Genomic DNA, 17,309 nt, shown 5'->3' with positions numbered 1-17,309 from the left:
AGCATCTATCCGTCAGGCCGCGAACAATTTATTAATGACATGGGCTTTCGCAGTTAGCGATACATGAAAGTAGGTTCTCCCCTGGTTTCCTTTATTAATTCCTTGGTAAAATTCGCTACAGCCAATTAGTTTGAGTATATATCGAAATTTTCCGCCCCGGCTTAAATACAATTTGCAAAAAAGCCCTCCCGGCCTATGGTGTGCTCCCCGTCAAGTGGACAGGTAAAAAAATAAAAATATTCATTGCTGCTCGCAACTAATGCGAGCAGCTTTTTTCATGCAGCTCCAACCAGTTTTTCGTGGTACTCACTTGGGGTTCGTATGCCTAAATGACGCTGTGGTCTGTCATAAGTGTAATATCTTATATATTCCTCAATTGACTCAACCAACTCTTGCCGGGAAGTAAATCTGCGCCTGTAGTACATCTCGCGCTTCAAGATACCCCAGAAGCCTTCCATGGGGCCATTGTCTAGGCAATGTGCTACACGGGACATGCTTTGTGTCATACCGGCCTGTTCAATTTTGGCGCGGAACAACTTATTGGTGTACTGAAAGCCACGGTCACTATGAAACAAGGGATGTGCCCCTGGATTGGCTTCAAGAGCTTTGTCAAAGGTTTGGAATACCAACTGGTTATTGTTGCTGTCACCAATAACATAGGCAACAGGCCGGCGATCACAGAGGTCAAGGATGGCACTCAGATATACCTTTTTAACGGTTCCGTATTCAGGAAAGTACTTGAATTCGGTCACATCCGTAACCCATTTCTGGTTGTATTTATCTGCATGGAAATCCCTGTTGAGCACATTCTCTGCTGTATAGTATGGATCAACAGCAGGCCTGGTGCAACAGTTGTGACGTCCTTTTATTACGGAGCGCAGTCTCTTCTTGCGGCATATACGCAGGATACGCTTGTCATTAGCATGCAGGCCATGGTCATGCTCAATCTTATCTCGAATCCTTCGGTAGCCCATATCTGGATGCTCCTTATGGATTGATTCTGCCAGGGCAGCAAGCTTCTGGTTCGTTTCTTCGTTTTGTCCCAGCTTCCTGTGAAGCCATTTGTAATACGCAGCCCTGGTTACACGGCCCAACCTGCATAACGCCTTGACTGGATAATCCTTACAGATACTGCTGAGCTCCAGTATCGCCCGGTAGGCAGCCGTATTACGAGTTCTGTCTAGTATCACCGCCTTTCCAATTCCTCGAGTTTTTTTAGAAAATCTATCTCCATCTGCTTTTGTAGCAACTGAGCCTTCTGCATGCGGTTTTCATATCTGAGCCGTTCCAGCTCGTTCATCTCAGACTCAGGCTTCCTGCGGCCTCTGCCGTCCTTGAGGCCTTCGATTCCCTTTTGGTCATATTTCCTGACCCAGGTATAGACCTGCTGGTAAGAAACATCGAATTTCTCCGCCGTCAAAGCATAATCACGGCCATTTGCAATGCAATCCTCTACAATGGATACCCGTTCATCAAATGTAGTTTTTCTGCCTTTAGTCACGATGGTGCTCCCTCCTGTACCGGATGGTTTAAGTTCCTCGTGACTATTATACTTCATAATCCAGTCTTGTAGCTGTCTCCGCGAACGAAGTCCGTATTTTCGGCATATAGCATCTTGTGAATCCACGCCAGAAAGATAATCGTGGATAGCAGTTTCCTTAAATTCAACAGAATAGCGCTGATGATGTCGTTTGAAGAATACATCCGGGCCGCAAGCATCATAGTTACGAACCCATTGCCTGAAGGATCTGCTGTCAACGCCTGCATCCGCGGCTATGGAGGCATAACTGCCCTCTCCACGTTTATACTTTTCAATGAAGTGGATTTTCTCTTCGGGTGATAATCTCTTCTTGTACATAAAATGCTCCCTATCAAGCAGACAGTTTTATTATTTCTTCTGTCTACCTAATAGGGAGCATATCACTAACCGAGGGGGCTTTTAACAGTCAAGCATAACTTATAAAAAGTTGATAAAAAGTCTAAGCAAACTAAGCAAACTTACTTTCCGATACAGAAATAGTACCATGCCCATCAAGGCATGGTATAATTATTCGTATAGGGGAGGTGAATGCGATGATAAGGTCAGTCAGGATACGACTACTGCCAAACAACAAGCAGAGAACTAAACTTTTTCAGTTCGCAGGTGCTTCAAGATTTGCCTATAACTGGGCTTTAGATAAGCAAATGGAGAATTTCAGGGAGGGCAGAAAACTTCAAAGTGATTATGACCTTCGCAAGGAGTTCACTGTTCTGCGTAATTCTGAAGAATACTTGTGGCTTCTAGGTATATCCAACAATGTCACCAAGCAGGCTATCAAGGATTTGTGCATAGCGTACAAGAACTTCTTCCACAAGCAGAGGCAGAAAGGGTATGTCAAATATTCACCCAAGAAGCTGGCACATTTTGCTCGCATCGACAGGAAACCGACCGTCTATGACATGAACGGGCACCCTAAGTTTCGCAGCAAAAAGAATGGTGACTTTCGTTTCTATCAGGACAATGTAAAAATCCAGTTCACAGCTGCGCATGTTAAGCTGGAAAATATAGCTGGCAGCAGAAAAAAGAACCGTCAACGGCTCAACTGGATAAGGCTTGCCGAAAAGGGAAGAATTCCTACAAAGGGAAGATACACCCAACCACGGATAACCTTTGACGGTGAAAACTGGTGGCTTTCCGTAGGAATCAGAACTTCTTATACGCTAAAGCCAATGCGAGGACTAAACTTCAGTCGCAAACAGCCGGGACGTTTCTGCACAGAAGGTGTCGGCATTGATTTAGGTATCAAAGACTTAGCGATAATCTCGGACTCTACAGTAGTCAAAAATATCAATAAGTCCCATACAATAAGGAACATTAAAAAGAAACGACGCAGGTTGCAGCGTCAGGTATCGCGAAAATACCAGATGAACAAGAAAGGAGAGCGTTACTGCAAAACAAGCAACCTTATAAAAAGCGAAAAACGACTTTTACGAATCAACCACAGGCTGGCTGACATCAGAGCCAATCATGTACATCAGGCGACGAGAATAATTATAAACCGAAAGCCAAGGTTTATATGCCTTGAAGACCTGAATGTGCAGGGCATGATGAAGAATAAGCACCTGTCTGAAAAAATTCAGGAACAGAATTTTTATGAATTCCGCAGGCAGATTGAATACAAGGCACATTGGGCAAGAATTCCCGTGGTTATTGCTGACCGCTGGTTTCCAAGCTCCAAGACTTGCGTCGAATGCGGATATATAAATAAAGACCTGAAGCTGTCAGACAGGACATATGTCTGTCCCGTCTGTGGCAATGTGATAGACCGTGACTTTCAAGCATCTTTGAATCTCAAACGCTATGGAGAAACGGAGCTATCCAAATTTGCAAGCTGACACCGACAAGTCAATGCAGATATGTACCGATTCGTTAGTCGGGAATTTAAGCCTCTGGAGCGTTATATCAAACGTGAGTAGTCTGTTCTTCGGGACGGCAAAAGCGGACGCAGTGAATGAGGAATGGAACGTAAAAGTTAACTTTCTACGGAAGGTTTATGACTTTTTATAAGTTTTCAGTAACGGCTTGCTTCATTGCTTACCTTGACCAGTTGATAGGGAATTTCCCCTTGACAGAATTTCTGTATACAGTATAATAAGTCACATAGCGTTTACATGTTTACACTAATTGTTGTCCTATCGTCTTTTCGAAAAAGACAATAGTGTATAGAAAGTGGGGAATCTTTATGAATCTGGAAAACACCATAAGCAGTGCCGAGGCACCTGCCAGTACAAACTATCGCTGGAAAGTCGCCAGCTTAATCTTTCTAGTCAGTTTTGTCGCCTACATGGATCGCGTAAACCTTTCGGTTGCCACACCGGTCATCATGCAGGAATTCGGTTTCACCAAAATCGATATGGGACTTATCCAAACCTGTTTCTTCGGCGGGTATGCACTGATGCAGGTTCCCGGTGGCATTTTGGCCGATCGCTTCGGTCTGCGTAAAACCGGTACATTTGCCATTCTCTGGTGGTCAATCTTTACCGCTCTGACTGCTTTTGCCCATGGCAAATTCAGCTTTGCTGCCATCCGCCTGGCCTTCGGCCTCGGCGAGGGACCAGTTTTCCCTTCCCTCGGCGCAGCCTGCTATAAGTGGTTCAACCATACCGAAAAAGGCAAAGCCAGTTCCTCTATCCTCGGCGGCACCTTTTTCGGTCCGGTCGTGGGCCCGCTGCTGACTGTCGCTCTGATGGGCTGGCTCGGCTGGCAGGGCGTCTTTATCGTCTTTGGTATCCTCGGCGTCGTCGTTGCTTATGCCTGGCACCGCTACACCCGGGATACGCCGGAAGATTGTCCTTATGTAAGCGAAGAAGAGATCAACTACATCAATGAAGGGCGCAGCAACCAAACGGAAAAAGCCGTAGCTCCGTGGAAGAAGCTTCTGGTAAACCATCGGTTCTGGGCTGTCGGTCTTCAGTTCTTCGTCGTCGATTACATCATGTATGTTTTTCTTTCCTGGCTGCCCATGTTCCTCACTGAAGTATACGGCCTGGACCTCAAGACCATGGGCTTCTGGACCTCCGTTCCCTGGATTGCCTTGACCTTTATGGTCTTCTTCGCCGGCTGGTTTTCCGACCGCCTGGCTACGGGCAAGAACAGTGAACGCCAGTACACAATGCGCACGGTCACCGCTATCTTTGGCATCGCAGTCACTTCCGCAGGTCTTTACGCAGCATCCCACATGGCTTCCGTTGAAGCTGCTATCTTCTGGATGACGCTGGCTCTCGGCTCCCTCGGTTTTTGCATGAGTGCTACCTGGTCATCGGTCATGTCCCTTGGCGGCCGCTTCAGCGGCTCTGTCTCCGGCTGGATCAATCTCTGGGGCAATATCGGCGGCGTCCTTGCCCCGATTGTCACGGCATTCCTCGTCGAGACATATGGCTGGAACAACGCATTTTCTATCACCGCTTTATTCGGTCTTATCGTAGTCGCCTGCTGGCTGGTCATCAAGCCTGGCAAGCAGCTTATCGCCGATAACTGACGCTATCATCATGGACACACGAAAAAGGGGCTGTTGCACGTAATCAACGTGCAGCAGCTCCTTTTTCTCACCCCTCCCCGCAATACTCCCTGCGGCAGGCGTAGAGCAGCGCGGCGGCCAGCAGGGCTGACACCAGTTCGGCGGTGGCCTGGGCCAGCCATAGGCCGGCGATGCCCAGGAGCATGGGCAGCAGGAAAATGGCGGCGGTCTGCACCAGGAAGGTGCGGGCAAAGGCGATGAGGGCCGAAATCTTGCCGTTGTTCAGGCCGGTGAAATAGGCGGAAGCGTAGATATTGAACCCCTGCAGGATAAAGGCCAGGGCATAAATCTGCAGGGCCTCCTCTGCCATGGCGCAAACCTCCGCATCATAGCCCACATAGAGGCCGGCAATGACAGGCGCGGAAAACCGTGCCAGGACAAACATCAGCAAGCCGAAACCAAAATTCAGCATAATGCCCTTTTTCAGCAGGCTTTTCAGCTCCGTGAAGTTGGCCGCGCCGAAATGGTAGCCCACGATGGAATTGGCCTGCAAGGCCAGGCCGCAGAAGACCGCGGTGAAGAAGCCCTCCACAAAGATGACCACCCCGAAGGCCGCCACCCCGTTTTCCCCCGCCAGCCTCAGGAGCTGGTAATTGTAGAAGACGAAAATCAGGGAGGTGGACATATCTTCCACCATTTCCGACAGGCCATTGTAACAGGCTCCCAGCAGGGGCTTGATTTCCATGCCGCAGCTAACGAAGCGCAGGGAGCTGCTGTTGGGCCGGGCAAAGTAGCACATGGGCACCAGGCCGTTCAGGCAGGCGCCGATGCCGGTGGCGATGGCCGCCCCCACCATGCCTCCCTCCAGCACCACGATGAAGAGGTAGTCAAAGATGATGTTGCTGAGCATATTGGCCACGGAAAGGTAGAGGCCAAACTGGGGTCTTTCAGCGGTAATCAGCAGGCTCTGGAAGGCATAGCCCACAATCATCACCGGCAGGAAGAGGAAGAGGGTGCGGCCATAGGGCAGGCCGTACTCCATGATTTCCGGCGTGGCTCCTATCAGGGCGCCTATTTCCGGCAGGAAGAGGCAGCCCAGCAGGGCCATGACCGCCCCTGTCATCAGGGCGAACTTGACTATCATGGTGAAGAAGCGGTTGGCCCCCTCCTCATCCCCCTTGCCCTGCTGGGCGGCGATGAGGGCGCTGCCCCCGGTACCAAACATATAGCCCACCACCGACAGCATCAGCTGGAAGGGATAGATGACATTGACGGCGGCAAAAGCCGTCTTGCCTATAAAATTGGACACGAAATAACCGTCAATCACATCATAGGTGATGGCGATAACCACTGTGCCGATGGTAGGGGCGGCGAACAGCAGAAGCCTCTTGCAGGTGAAATGGTCAGATAGCTTGATTTCCATAAATACTCCTCAGCCATGCACAATCTCGATGAACTTTTCCATATACAGGTTGTGGAAGGCCACGATTTTTTCCGTAGTGAAGATATTGCCCGCCCACTCAAACTCTGACTCAAAGCAGCCGGAGTTGTTGTCGTTCTCCAAAAACTCCAGCTCCAGCCTGGCCCCGGGGGCACAGTACTGATTGTCCAGAGGCAGGGAGAAGGGTTTTAGCTCTGCCAGATCATCGGCATTGATATTCAACTGGTAGTTCACCTCCATGGGGTCATCCAAAAAGGGCCTGTCCTTGGCTACGAAGTAGTCGTAGCTGGAATGGGCAATGCCCTCGGTGACCTGGCGCTTCACCTCCGCCAGCAGTTCCCCGGTATCCTTTGCCTTCTCCATATCCACCCCCACGGGCAGGTTCTTGATCAGCATACCCACGGAATTGGCGGCATAGCTGCCCAGGCGGTTGTTGAAAATCCAGTTGGACATAATGTACCTGCGGCCGGTGAACTCATGTAGGGCCTGCAGGGCGGCGCCGATGGCCATGACGCTGCGGGAGGCATGCCAGCGCTCCTCGGCCTCCACCAGATCCTCCTCATCAAAGGGCAGCTGCACCCGGCGCTGCCGTGCCTCCAGCTTCAGGGACTCCCTCTGGTCAGGCTCCGGAATGCTGCACCAGTCAAAGCCTCCGTAGGCCTTGAGGAAATATTCCTTGTCCTCCTCATACTGGGGGGAGTTGCAGAGCTTTTCCTCGGCGGCCAGATAGGCACAGTAGTAGTCACGGGGCAGGCTCTCTCCCCGATAGGCCCTGGTGATATCCGCCAGCACCAGCCCCAGGGAAGAGCCGTCCATGGCCAGATGGTGCACGTCAAAGAACATATAGGTGTACTTGGGGGAGCGGAAGAGGCGCAACCGCAGCAGGGGCGCATTGAAGATCACAAAGGGCTGCACCAGCCCCCGGGCCAGCCTGATGATTTCCAAATCGCTCATGTATTCGTACTGCACTTCGGAAAGGATGCCAGGAGTATAGGTCTGCACCAGCTCATTGTCATCGTTGAAGCCGATGGTCATGGCTAGGGCCGGATGATTGCCTATGGCCTCATTCACCGCCTGGCGCAGTCTTTCGGGGTCAGTTTCCTGGGGAAAGCGGAAGAGGTAGGACATATTGTTGAACATGGTGGACTTGACCTTGGCAAACTGGTTGTCCACCATTTCCACCTGCATGGGGGACAGCCGGTGAGGCCTGAGTCTCTCCCGGTCATCGATTTCCTCCAGAGACTCTGCCTCCCCCCGCTCCTCCAGCAGGGCCGCCAGCCGCTCCACAGTACGCAGGGAAAACACGTCTGCGCTGGAGATGCCCTTCTGGCTGAGCCGGGAAACCAGCAGCATGGCCGAAAGGGAATCTCCCCCCAGTTGGAAGAAATCATCCTCACAGCCCACGGAGCCCTCCTCCAGGCGCAGCACCTGGGCAAAGGCGGCACTGATATATCTTTCGTTGTCATTGCGGGGAGCCACATAGGCCGTCCTGGCCTGCACCGGCTCCACGGAAGGCAGCTCTTTCCTGTCAATCTTGCCATTGACGGTCTGGGGCATCTGCTCCAGCCGCAGCAGGGCGGCAGGCAGCATGTACTCCGGCAGCCGTTCCTTCATGAAGGCCAGCAGAGCCTCCTGGCTGATTTCTTCCGTTGAAGTATAGTACCCCGCCAGGTAATCGGACATGCCCGCCCTCTGCAGTACCTTCACGGCGCAGGTATCCACCTGGGGATATTCCGCCATCACCTTCTCGATCTCGTCCAGCTCGATGCGGAAGCCACGCAGTTTCACCTGATTGTCAATGCGGCCATGAATGCGGATGGTGCCCGCCTCCGTCCAGGAAGCCAGGTCCCCGCTGTGATAGGCCCGGAGCCCCTCCAAAGTGAAAAAGGCCTTGGCTGTCTTGTCCGGCAGGTTGATATAGCCCCGCCCCACGCAGTCCCCGCAGATAATCAGCTCTCCCTTTTCGCCGATGGGCAGGAAGTCTCCCTGGGGGCTCATGACATAGAACTTCGTATTCACGATGGGGCCGCCCACCACGATTTCCCCTTCCGACTCCATCAGGGACGCGGCGCAGCCCATGGTGCATTCCGTGGGGCCGTAGACGTTCAGGATCACGCTGTCGGGCCGCAGCTCCCGCAGCTTGCCAAAGAGCCCGGCAGGAAAAGCCTCGGCCCCGATATCATAGAAATCCACCCCTTGCAAGGCTTCCCTGCATTCGGGAATATTCAGCACGCTGAGCAGGAAAGTGGGAGTGCAGGTGAGGCCATTGACCTGATGCTCCTGCATGGCGGCAGACAGCAGGAAGGGGTCATGTATCTCCGCCTCAGTGGCCAGGCAGACGGTACAGCCATTGCTCAGGGGCACGAATTCCTCCACCACGGAAACGTCAAAGGAAAAAGCCGCCATGGCCAGGGCAATGCGCCCGGGCCGGGCATAGTGCATGATTTCGATGGATTTTTCATCCCGCTGCACATAATTGGCCAGGTTCCCCTGCTCAATCATGACACCCTTGGGCTTGCCGGTGGAGCCGGAGGTATAGATGACATAGGCCAGGTCCTCCCGGCCTATCTCCACCTGCCCGGGATAGCTGTCGTCGCCAGCTGCCAGCAGCTCCTCCACCGCCAGGATTTCATAATCCCCCGCCAGTCCCGGCCGGACATCCTTGAGGGCCCGGGAAGTAAGCAGCAGGGAGGCCCCTGCATCCTGCAGGCAATATTTGATGCGCTCATCAGGATAGGAGGTCACGAAGGGCAGGAAAGCCGCCCCCGCCTTCAGGATGCCCTGCTCTGCCACATAGGCCAGCTCCGTGCGCTCCAAAGCCACCCCCACGATCATGTCCCGGCAGGCCTTAGCCCCGCCCCGGCCCAGCCTTTCCAGCAGGAAATTGGCCAGAATATTTGACCTGCGGTCCAGCTCCCCATAGGTCAGCCTGCGCCCCGCCGCAATAACCGCCACCTGGTCAGGATGCGCTTCCGCCTGGCGGTGGATCTGCAGAGACACGGGCACAAAGGGAAAGCTGCTGGCTGTATCGTTGAATCTTTCCTGGGCCGCCAAAGCCGCAGAGGCGGCAGGCCCCATCTTTTCCAAGGTGCTTTTTGCCATAAAGAATTATCCTCCGTCTATATGCGTACCTTCTTACTTCGAATAATTCACCAAAGGGGGGGCTTTTTCCTGCCCACAGGACAGCCTTGCCCTCCTGCCTGACATCCCCGAAAAAATCCCCCCTCTGGCAACGAACTTACCATCAACACGCCCTAATTTCATAACTAAAAAAGGACGCAAAATCAAACGCATTTTTTTCGTTTGATTTTGCGTCCCTTCATTTATGCTTATTCTATCCTGCAGGACCTCATGGTCCAAATATTTCTTCTGGATATCTCAGATGTCGAAATGGCGGGAAAGGGTCAGAGGCCCACCCTGGCACCAGACACCGAAAAAGTGGGCTGTGCATAAGTGCTAACGCACTCATGCAACAGCCCCTTTTTTTGTACTACTTTTCAGCTTTCAGCTCAACATCCCGAAGGCCGCGCCGCGGCTGTGGTTGTTGAGAGTGCCCAGCATCTGCTGCGTCATGCTCTGCATGCCCTGTTTTACCGCCCACAAAGCCGCCTGGCTCTGTGCTTTGGCGCTGGCATTGGTGACGGATTCTGCGGCCAGATCCGCATCGTCACTGGTGGACAGGGAGGCCTGGAGGTTTTCCTCCATGGTGGTGTAGTTATCAGCCTGATAACCCATGCCCTGCTGTGCCGCACCGATGGCGGTTGCCTGATCCAAGGCGGCATTCAAAGCCGAATCCACCGTCTCCAGCGCGCTGGCCAGCGAATCCGGATTCGTCACATCCACCTTGCTGTTGCCCTGGCTGTCCGTAAGGCCCAGCCCCTTGGTGCTCATATCCCCCAGGGATACGCTCTCATAGCCGTCAACACCGGCCACTGTCAGCGTCTGGCTGCCGTCCAGCAGGTTCTTGCCATTGTAATTAGCCTGCTGGGCATTGCTGTTGATCTGGGACAGTGTCTGATTCACCGTCTCCTGCAGCGCAGCCCGATCGTAATCCCCATTGCTGCCATTGGCCGCGTTGAGCAACGTCTCCTTGAGACTGGACAGGGAACTCACGGTATTATTGATGGCACCGCTGGCCACATTCAGCATGGAGTTAGTCGTCTGGGTGTTGTTGGTGGACTGACGTACTGCACCCAGATTGTACTGCATCTTTTGCGCAATGGCATATTCAGAAGCGCCATTGGCCGCACTGGAATGCTTGGAACCCGTAGCGATGCGCTGCAAGCTGGCATTCTGTACGCTTTGGGCACGGTTCAGCTGATTCAGCGAGCTGTTCAACACACTGTTGATACTCATACTCATCTCTCCTTTCCGCATTATTCAGAAATCCCATTTCCTTCGTGTTGCTGTCTATCTTACTGCCGTAAAAATGCGTCTACTTCTATAGCTATATTATACTTCATAAAATAGCAGCGGACAATATTTTTTTAGCACCTGAGGAGAAAATCTACTGCTAAAATGAAAACGGAGCCTGACAGTCCATTGACTGGGCAGACTCCATTTTTTTAACGGCTCGATGCCATATGCTCAGAATACCTTCCCGGCCATAAACCAGATGCGGCCGCGGCTCTCCGCGTCCCGGGAGAGGTTGTCGGCAAAGCCGATGCGGCGGGCGTAGTCGACACGGGCAAACCAGTCGTTAGGCTTGCTGTAGGTCAGGCCAAGGCCCCAGCCTTTCAGAGTGGTGTTGCTTTCTACAGCTCACATCCCCCCTCCAAGAGCACAAAATATTATGGCTTTGCAGGACGCTTCTCACGGCATTTTGACCTGTCAAAAGCAAGGGCAATCCTTGAATTATCCCGGTAATTATTGTAAAATTGAAGCAAGTAACAGGAGGCAGAACATGGATTCCAGCAAACGAATGAAACGGCTTTACGACGCTGCCTGTAAGGAAGTATTATCCGAGCAGGGCATTGCCGCCCATATCATGAAGACCTGTGTGAAGGAGTTCAAGGATATTCCCGTCAAGGAAATCATCCGCTACATACAGGGAAAGCCCGAGGTGGGCACAGTCCTGGTAAACCCGCAGGGCGAAGTTACCCGCATTGAGGGGCTGCAGAACGAAAGCAAGAGCGAGTCCGAGCAGACTGTAACCTTTGATGTGCGGTTTACGGTAACGGCGCCGGGCACCGGGGAAACCATCAAGCTCATCATCAACCTGGAAGCCCAGAACAAGTTCAATCCGGGCTATCCTCTTTTGAAGCGGGGCATCTACTATTGCAGCCGCCTGATTTCCGGCCAGTATGGCACGGTATTCGTCAAATCCGGCTATGGCAAGATTCAGAAGGTCTATTCCATCTGGGTATGCGTCAGCCCCACGCATAATACCGAGTACAGCATTACCAGCTACCACATGTCGGAAAAAAACATTGTGGGAAATGTTCAGGCCAAGCGTCAGCATTATGACCTGCTGACGGTGGTCATGGTCTGCCTGGGCAAAAAGAAATACACCGAACTAAATGGTTTGCTGCGGCTTCTCAATATGATGATGGTGGACAATTACCTGACCAAACAGGAGAAGCGGCAGATACTCACCGACGAGTTTGACATTGAGATTACTCCCGAACTGGAGAAGGGTGTGGATAAAATGTGCAATTTGAGCGAAGGCATTGAAAAGAACGGCATTGATAAGGGCATCACGATTGGCCGGGAGGAAGGACGTGAGGAAGGACGCAAGCAGGGACAGGAAGACGAAAAATTGGCCAGCGCCCGCCGCATGATTGCCAAGAAAAAATTTACTGCGGAGGATATCAGCGAGTCTGTGGAACTTCCATTAGATTTCATAAAAAAACTTATGCAGGAACAACCTGCGCATTAACAGACGACATAAAAACGGAGCCTGACAGTCCATTGACTGGGCAGACTCCGTTTTTTTAACGGCTCGATGCCATATGCTCAGAATACCTTCCCGGCCATAAACCAGATGCGGCCGCGGCTCTCCGCGTCGCGGGAGAGGTTGTCGGCAAAGCCGATGCGGCGGGCGTAGTCGACACGGGCAAACCAGTCATTGGGCTTGCTGTAGGTCAGGCCCAGGCCCCAGCCTTTCAGGGTGGTGTTGCCGCTCCGGGACTTTTCGGCTTTCACCGTGCCGGCATCGAAGTAGGTGGAAAGAGTCAGGCCCTTGACGGGGGTATGGTAGCGCAGTTCCAGATTGCCTAAGATGCCCTCGTCGCCGGAGGCTTCGCCCTGGGGGTAAGCCCTGATGCCTCTGGCGCCGCCCAGGTAGATATGCTCGCTGCTGTCCAGGTTGCTGGCGGCTTTCTGACCGGAGAGCTTCAGCATGACGTCGAAGGGGCCGGAGATTTTCTGGATGGCGGTAAGGTCCAGTGTCCCCTTGGAAAATCTGCCCTTGGTGTCCTGCAGATCCGCCAACTTCCGGGCTATGTCCGAATCGGGGGTGACACTTCCGGTATGGAAGGCCACGTTATAATGGAGGACAGTTTCCGTTGTCCGCGCAGTGCCGTCCAGCCCAAGGCTGAAGGAGGTGGAATGGCGGTCACCGATGTCCATGCCGTTGAATTCGTCCCTGAGTTTGCGGTAGTTGACTGCATAGGTCAGGTTCAGGTCATTGGTATAATAGTTCAGCAGGGGCGTTCTGCCGTAAAGGCTTACGGTGTCGGATTTGCCCTCCACCCCCAGCTGGCTCCAGATGCTGCCCAGCTCGTAGTCGGAATGGCTGTAAGCCACGCCCAACGTGGTCATGCTGTGCCCCACGGGAATCTCGTAGGCGATATTGCCGCCATGCTGTTTCCCGTTGGAAATCAGCGCCCCCACATTGAGGCGGCTGCCGGTGCCGCCTAAGTTCTTCCAGTCTGCCTGCAGGCCGTAGCGGTAGCGGCCTGCGGCCTTGCTGCCGTAGTTTTCCGCGTAGAGGATATAGGTGGCCGGATCTTTTGGCTCCACCTTCACCGTGAGATTGCTGGTGCCCTGCTCAGGCCCGGGAGAAAGGACGGCGTTGGCTTCAATGCCGGGGATATCCCGCAGGTTGCGCAGGGACTGTTCCAGCTTCTTGGTTTCGATGATGTCACCGCTTTTCAGCCCGGCCAAAGGACGGTGGGCCACTTTTTCCTTGAGGACGCCCTGGCTTTCCGTCCGGATGCCGCTGAAACGCCCGGGAGCAAAGGCGATGCGCAAATCACCGTCCACAGCCGTCTGTTCGGGGATGTAGGCAATGGCTGCGGGGTAGCCGTGGGAACGGGCGTATTTGGTCAGTTCTTCCACGGCGGCATTGAGTTCGCTGGCGGTGATTTCACGGCCCAGCAGGGGCTGGGTGATGGCCGCAAGGCCCTCGTCTGCCAGTTTCATCCCCTCGTGTTCCGTGCGGATTTTGGTCAGGGTGAATTTAGTGCCCTGAGCGGCACTGCTGGTGTTTTCCGGCAGGCTGCTGCGGATATCCGTCTTACCCTGTTCGGCGGGCTGGCGGACTTCCTTCCCGGGGTCAGGAACGGCAGGGGCCGCCTCCACCGTAAAGGGGACGGCCAGCAAAGCGGCGGCGGCCATATAAGCGGCCAGAGATTTGGTACTTTTTCTGCGTCTTGCACTTATAATTTTCAAATCCATCAACCTCTTTTTCTACGTGTTATTCATTATTTTCTGCTTTCTGGCGTTTCTTGTCGGTACTGGCGTTTTCCCCCTGCTGCTGTGCAGCGATGGCTTCCGTATCCATGGAGTCAGGAGCGTTCACGCCGTTGTTTTCCAGGGTGAGCAGGCCGTCACTGTCGGCTTTGGGTGCCTCACTGTTGTCAGCCGGTGCGTCCGGTGCAGCCGTTGCGGCCTTGCTTTGGACATTGGGATCCGTGACATGGGTGGCTTCTTCAAACTGCTGGAGGCTGTTGCCGCTGTCGGAAAACTTGATGGTGCTGTTGGTGCTGTTTTGGTAGGTAATGGCGTAGTTTCTGCCCTCGTTGCCGTCCGCAATGGTGATATCGCTGAGGGTGAGTGTCTTGCCCGTACCGATGTTGGCATCTGTAAAGGCAAAGGTGCCGCCGCTGGCCTGGTCACCGTCAAAGAGCTGGCCCTGGGTGATGCTGTAGGTTGCCCCCGGAGCATCCGTGTTGCCGTCGTAAGTCTTGGTATAGTCATTGGCCTTAAAGGTGATGGGCGCCGTCGTAATACTGCCCTTGCCTGCGTAGCTCGTGGTGGTCAGGTTATAGTTATCCTTGTCCGCACCGCTCAGGGTGAAGCTGTTATAGGTCACGGCCTTATCCGTGCCGGCATTCTTATCGGCGTAGCTGCCGCTGGCGGTAGCGCTGACCGTGTCGCCTTCCACCGTATTATTCAGGGTGGCGGCAATATTGTTCACTGCCGTCTGTCCATCATATACCTTGGCGTCAAGGTCAGCTACCGTGGCGGTAATGTCACGAGCAGTGATGCTGCCCTTGCCTGCGTAGCTGGTGGTGGTCAGGTTATAGTTATCCTTGTCCGCGCCGCTCAGGGTGAAGCTGTTATAGGTCACGGCCTTATCCGTGCCGGCATTCTTATCGGCGTAGCTGCCGCTGGCGGTGGCGCTGATAGCGTCGCCTTCCACGGTATTATCCAAAATAGCGGTTACATTGTTCACCGCCGTCTGACCATCGTAGGTCTTGGCGTCAAGGTCGGCCACCGTGGCGGTGATATCACGGGCGGTGATGCTGCCCTTGCCGGTATAGCTGGTAGTAGTCAGGTTATAGTTACCCTTATCTGCTCCGCTCAGGGTGAAGCTGTTATAAGTCACTTCCTTATCCGTGCCGGCATTCTTATCAGCGTAGCTGCCGCTGGCGGTGGCGCTGATAGCGTCGCCTTCCACGGTATTATTCAGGGTGGCGGCAATATTGTTCACTGCCGTCTGACCATCGTAGGTCTTGGCGTCAAGGTCGGCTACCGTGGCGGTAATGTCACGAGCAGTGATACTGCCTTTGCCGGTATAGCTGGTAGTAGTCAGGTTATAGTTGTCCTTATCTGCTCCGCTCAGGGTGAAGCTGTTATAGGTCACGGCCTTATCCGTGCCGGCATTCTTATCGGCGTAGCTGCCGCTGGCGGTGGCGCTGATAGCGTCGCCTTCCACGGTATTATCCAAAATAGCGGTTACATTGTTCACTGCCGTCTGTCCGTCATATGTCTTGGGACTAAGGTCGGCCACTGTGGCGGTGATGTCCCGGGCGGTGATGCTGGCGTTGCTGATGCTTCCCTCAGCGGCCAGGGAATAGTTCCCGGCCTTGTCCCCGCCCAGGGTCAGGCCGCTGTAATTGACCGTTTTGCCCGTGCCTGCGTTCTTCGTGTCGTAGGCAGCCGTGACGCCAGCTCCCAGGCTCAGGGCGGTTTTGTCCGCATCCACGATGCCGTTCAGGTTGTCCAAGGTTATGGCCGCAGTTGTATTGCCATCGTAAACCTTGGTGACATTGCCAATGGTCAGGGCTTTGGCCGTGATTTCGCCTGCGCCCGTGAGGGTTTCTTTCAGCTGATAGTTCCCCGCCAGCTCCCCGGACAGGCCAAAGCCGGTATAGGTGATGACATGTTCTGTGCCCACATTGGGATTGTCAAAGGTGGCCGCAGGATTCTCCGTGGTGACGGCGACCTTGTCCTTATCCGCATCGTTGACGCCCTTCAGGTTGAACACCGTCTGGGTAATCGTGGCATTGGTGGTGCCATCGTATTCTTTCTTGATGGTGTCAAAGTCAATATCCAGCGTCACGAATTTCGAGATAATCTCCACATAGGCCTTGTTGTCAGCAGGCGTGATGATATTGTACCCCTGCTGAGTGGAATAAAGGCCGGAGGTGTCATACTCGTATTTCCCCGCATCGGTATGTTTCGCTGCCAGAGCATCGGTATAGCCTTCCAACAGATTCGTATTTACGTAACCGGGCACCAGCCCATACGCATTGCCATCATAGGTGACGCTGTAACCGGATAAATCCAGGGGCGTCATAAAGGCGGTGAGCAGGGGCGTGGTCTTGCCATCATAGATGCGCCATACAGCAGTGCGGCTTTGCCCATCTTGGGAAATGGAGTCGCCCCATGCGGCGAAGGTAGCCGCCGCTGTAAGATTTTCGCTGTAAGCTTTGGTGGAAGTGCCGCTGCCGCTGCCGGTAATTGCGCCGCCGTTCTTGTTCCCCAACTCAACCCTCCTACTTGCTGTCGCCGCAACACTTCCTGTTTCTGTGCTATACGCATTGGCAAGCGTGCCACTGTTATTCCCCGCAATGCCGCCAGCGTAAAGGCTCCCTTGGTCCATGTTTATCATCCTACTTGCCGTTATATTGCCTGACACCGGAGCGGTATTATAGATATCCTGCAAGGTGCCCGCATTTGCCCCGGCAATGCCGCCCACCTGAATCCCTGCGGCATTGGAATTGGAATCAACCATCATTCCAGCAGTTATAGTCGCAGAGATATTTCCCGTGGCATGGTACGCTTCCGCAATGCTCCCATCAGCCACATTGCTGCCGGCAATCCCGCCTGTTCCCAGGAATACGGGGTTTCCCATTGCGCCAATATTATCTGCGTTAAGGCTGGTGCTGACAGCGCCCTCCGTACCGGCTGCACGGATTTTGCCGCTGTTCTCGCCCACCAGCCCGCCTGCATAAAGGCGGATACCATCGGATGCTTGACTTAAATCAATAAGACTAACATCATCATTTGTTTTCCCCGTCACGGCCACCGTGCTGGTTACATTGCGGATGGTTCCGGCATTCTTCCCCGCCAGGGCGCCCACATAAGCTGTTTTCGGAGAGTCTATTACACTATCCCCAAAGCTCATCGTAACACGGCCACCCAGCAGGCGTACATTTTCCACTACGGCATCCGTGCCAATGGTACTGAACAGCCGTTAC

Annotated in this window: 10 protein-coding genes; 3 read left to right on the top strand and 7 right to left on the bottom strand. The window is 53.6% G+C overall.

The window, feature by feature from the left end; all coding sequences use genetic code 11:
* Window positions 1–275 precede the first annotated feature (275 nt).
* Together SELR_RS01515 and SELR_RS01510 are read right to left on the bottom strand one after the other, a co-directional pair.
* Window positions 276–1,190: an IS3 family transposase gene (locus SELR_RS01515; RefSeq protein ID WP_014423437.1), complete on the bottom strand. Its 915-nt coding sequence runs from the start codon at window positions 1,188–1,190 to the stop codon at window positions 276–278.
* Window positions 1,187–1,858, bottom strand: a complete 672-nt coding sequence (locus SELR_RS01510; protein ID WP_014423436.1) for a helix-turn-helix domain-containing protein — start codon at window positions 1,856–1,858, stop codon at window positions 1,187–1,189. Before SELR_RS01510 ends, SELR_RS01515 begins: the two co-directional genes overlap by 4 nt.
* A 215-nt stretch (window positions 1,859–2,073) precedes the next feature.
* Here SELR_RS01510 and SELR_RS01505 point away from each other — a divergent pair, with 215 nt between their 5' ends.
* Entirely contained in the window at window positions 2,074–3,375 is a 1,302-nt protein-coding gene (locus SELR_RS01505) for an RNA-guided endonuclease InsQ/TnpB family protein (RefSeq protein ID WP_014423435.1), read from the top strand.
* Window positions 3,376–3,722: 347 nt separating this feature from the next.
* Entirely contained in the window at window positions 3,723–5,018 is a 1,296-nt protein-coding gene (locus SELR_RS01495) for an MFS transporter (RefSeq protein ID WP_014423434.1), read from the top strand.
* A 67-nt stretch (window positions 5,019–5,085) separates the two neighbouring features.
* Here SELR_RS01495 and SELR_RS01490 read toward each other — a convergent pair whose 3' ends face one another.
* From SELR_RS01490 to SELR_RS01480, 3 genes are all read right to left on the bottom strand, one after another.
* Window positions 5,086–6,420, bottom strand: coding sequence for an MATE family efflux transporter (locus SELR_RS01490; protein WP_014423433.1), 1,335 nt, complete (start codon window positions 6,418–6,420; stop codon window positions 5,086–5,088).
* A 9-nt stretch (window positions 6,421–6,429) separates the two neighbouring features.
* Window positions 6,430–9,540 carry a non-ribosomal peptide synthetase gene (locus tag SELR_RS01485; protein ID WP_014423432.1) on the bottom strand — a complete coding sequence of 1,037 codons (3,111 nt, stop codon included), beginning with the start codon at window positions 9,538–9,540 and terminating at the stop codon, window positions 6,430–6,432.
* Between the two features lie 402 nt (window positions 9,541–9,942).
* Window positions 9,943–10,794 (bottom strand): flagellin, encoded by an 852-nt coding sequence (locus SELR_RS01480; protein WP_014423430.1) that lies wholly within the window; start codon window positions 10,792–10,794, stop codon window positions 9,943–9,945.
* A 547-nt stretch (window positions 10,795–11,341) separates the two neighbouring features.
* Between SELR_RS01480 and SELR_RS01475 the strand changes: the two genes are divergently transcribed.
* On the top strand, window positions 11,342–12,316 hold the full coding sequence (locus tag SELR_RS01475) for a PD-(D/E)XK nuclease family transposase (protein ID WP_014423429.1): 975 nt from the start codon (window positions 11,342–11,344) through the stop codon (window positions 12,314–12,316).
* Window positions 12,317–12,393: 77 nt separating this feature from the next.
* Here SELR_RS01475 and SELR_RS01470 read toward each other — a convergent pair whose 3' ends face one another.
* Together SELR_RS01470 and SELR_RS01465 are read right to left on the bottom strand one after the other, a co-directional pair.
* Entirely contained in the window at window positions 12,394–14,052 is a 1,659-nt protein-coding gene (locus SELR_RS01470; protein ID WP_158645764.1) for a ShlB/FhaC/HecB family hemolysin secretion/activation protein, read from the bottom strand.
* A gap of 25 nt (window positions 14,053–14,077) precedes the next feature.
* Window positions 14,078–17,272 carry a beta strand repeat-containing protein gene (locus SELR_RS01465; protein ID WP_158645763.1) on the bottom strand — a complete coding sequence of 1,065 codons (3,195 nt, stop codon included), beginning with the start codon at window positions 17,270–17,272 and terminating at the stop codon, window positions 14,078–14,080.
* Between the last annotated feature and the right edge of the window lie 37 nt (window positions 17,273–17,309).

The sequence above is a fragment of the Selenomonas ruminantium subsp. lactilytica TAM6421 genome (assembly GCF_000284095.1).
GTDB lineage: Bacteria > Bacillota > Negativicutes > Selenomonadales > Selenomonadaceae > Selenomonas_A > Selenomonas_A lactilytica.
Note: the sequence above shows the minus strand (reverse complement) of the source record. Positions and strands in the feature narration are given on the sequence as shown.